Annotated in this window: 4 protein-coding genes; all 4 read left to right on the top strand. The window is 35.4% G+C overall.

Annotated elements, in window-relative coordinates; genetic code table 11:
* Positions 1 to 485, top strand: a 485-nt coding sequence (locus tag HMPREF0083_RS00840; RefSeq protein WP_021619013.1) for a colicin D domain-containing protein, incomplete at its 5' end; no start/stop codon positions are given.
* Positions 486 to 512: 27 nt separating this feature from the next.
* Entirely contained in the window at positions 513 to 1,109 is a 597-nt protein-coding gene (locus tag HMPREF0083_RS00835; RefSeq protein WP_021619012.1) for an Imm64 family immunity protein, read from the top strand.
* A gap of 497 nt (positions 1,110 to 1,606) precedes the next feature.
* A complete protein-coding gene (locus HMPREF0083_RS00830) occupies positions 1,607 to 1,930 on the top strand; it encodes a hypothetical protein (protein ID WP_040301022.1) in 324 nt (107 codons plus the stop codon).
* Between the two features lie 90 nt (positions 1,931 to 2,020).
* Positions 2,021 to 2,353, top strand: a 333-nt coding sequence (locus HMPREF0083_RS00825) for a hypothetical protein (RefSeq protein ID WP_021619009.1), incomplete at its 3' end; no start/stop codon positions are given.

Genomic DNA, 2,353 nt, shown 5'->3' with positions numbered 1-2,353 from the left:
CACAACCTGCTATCAATGGGTTGAAGAATATGAAAAGGAAGGTAGATGAAAAGGCGAAACCTCTTCTACCGTACGTGGATATGGTTCTTAACGTTACGGGTGGTGGTAGAGGATTACCTAGAGGTGGCGGTGTTAAGAGGACGCCTAACAATGTACCTAAGAGGAAGGTTAATCTTCCTTCTACAATAAGTTATTCTAATACACAACTCCAAAAGAAATTTAAACATGCTTCAGACTTTGGAGTTCAAGGAAACTACAATACTAATAATGCAACAAAATTCAAAAATGTTTTGAACAGCCATATTAAGAGTGCAGATAACATCTACCAATCTAAAATAAGTGGTACTGGAGATGTATTTGTATATATTAAAGACAAAAATCTAGCTGTTTTCGTGGATAAAAACGGTAATTTTGTTAGTGGGTGGAGGCTAAATCAACAACAGCTAGATTTTCATACTAAACATCATGGAATTAAGATAAAGTAGATTAAGAAGTGATTGAGGTGAAATATAGTGGGTGGATATATATCAATAGCCTTGGTGTATGAAGATAGAAATAAGTTGTCAAATGAGTTGAAAAAACTTACTAGATATTTTATTCAAAAAGGAGCTATTCTTCTAAAGGTGAAGTATAGTGAAGATAAGGAAGGTGAAAATTGGAGGGAGGAAATTGTAAATAATAACGAAGTTGATTTTACAATGTTAACTGAAAAATATTATGGAAATATGGATATAATTGCAGACATGTTTAATGAGAGTTTGAAAAATTTGAAACTATCTATTCACAAAGAGGAAGGGTTTTATGGCTTCTTAATTGATATAAAGTGGGAAGAGTTATTCGAAGAGCATAGTAAAAGCTCAGTAGAAAAGATTACACAGAATATTATTAATATCATATTACAACTGTATAAAGAGACACAGTTTAGTTACGCATTTTGTGGACATGAAGTAGAGATTGAGTTTTCACCTAACGACTTTAATAGCATAGAAAATGGTTACCCAATATCTGTCTTACCTTTTAATGATAGATTAGAGGTTTTTTACGGTGAATTTAGCATTGATGGTATATCCTTTCAAAACAAATCAAAACAAACCTATTTTATTGATTAGATTAGAAGGTACTGTTTTTACAGATATTTTGGATTTGTGTAATTAAGGAGTAAAAACCTAAGGGGTAAAAATTTCTCCTTAGGTTTTTGTTTATAAAGGGAGAGAGAATTAAATCCAATTCCTATTATTTAGACGTATGTCTTAAATGTTTCTAAGTAATTAATTTTTATCCTTAGTATGTTATAGAAGGATTCGATGCAGGCGTTGGGTCCAAGCTATGAAATGGTTTGACTCGATTACCAAAAAGGTAGCCGTACAAACGGTGACTCTACGATTGCACATTTTAAGGAGTATGGTAACGAAGTAGGGGCGGTAGATGTTGCTCAGTATATAAGGAAAGCCGAAAGTTTTGCTCAAAATTTGCGTGGTGTTACAAAAAGCAGAGTAGATGGTGCGGTTGAAGGAGTAGTTCGATACAAAAAGAATGAAAAGTATATTGATATAGCACCAGACGGAACTATAATTTCTTTTGGAAAACAGTGATAGGCGGTGGAAAAATGAGTGATTGGAAAAATATTAAAATTGATGGTATTGCAAGAATTGAGAAATGCGTTGGTGAATTTCAAATATGGGAATTACGGAAGACTCCTTATGGGAAGTTTAAAGTGAAAATATTTGAAAGAATTGATGGTTCTTTTGCGGGGTTTACTAATATTAGACTAAAGAGCATAGAAGATGGCTCTCCTGAAAGTGGAGTTGGATTTGGGATAAGTATTTCTGAAGCATTAGAAGATACTTTAAATAATTTTATGGAAATGCTTAATCAGCGTAAGGAATTAAGTGAAGATGATTTTGAATGGTCTCATCCAGACGATTTTTAATATGTACTGACCTCAAGGTATAATAAACCTTGAGTTTTTTTGTTTTAGTGGGGTTAGTATATTATAAAAGGATTCGATGCAAACGTTGCAGTGAACAAAGCCGTCTCCGCAGCAAAACAGAAGGTAACCCAGACGGTATCAGCGGTAAAGAAAACGGTATCGAGCGCTGTAACAGCGGTGAAAAAAACAGTGAGCAAGGCGGTCACGGCAGTTAAGCAAAAAGTAACCCAGACCGTCGCCGCCATAAAAAAGAAGGTGTCCAACGCCGTCACGGCGGTGAAAAAGAAGCTTGTGCAGGGGAAAAAGCTGCTTCAGTCTGCGGTGAAGGCAACGAAAGCGGCTGCGAAAAAGCTCTTGACGAAAGCAAAGGCGACAGGGAAGAAATTGCTAAAGGCAGCCAAAGGAAAAGCGAAGCGTCTGGTA

The organism is Aneurinibacillus aneurinilyticus ATCC 12856 (assembly GCF_000466385.1).
Classification (GTDB): domain Bacteria; phylum Bacillota; class Bacilli; order Aneurinibacillales; family Aneurinibacillaceae; genus Aneurinibacillus; species Aneurinibacillus aneurinilyticus.
Note: the sequence above shows the minus strand (reverse complement) of the source record. Positions and strands in the feature narration are given on the sequence as shown.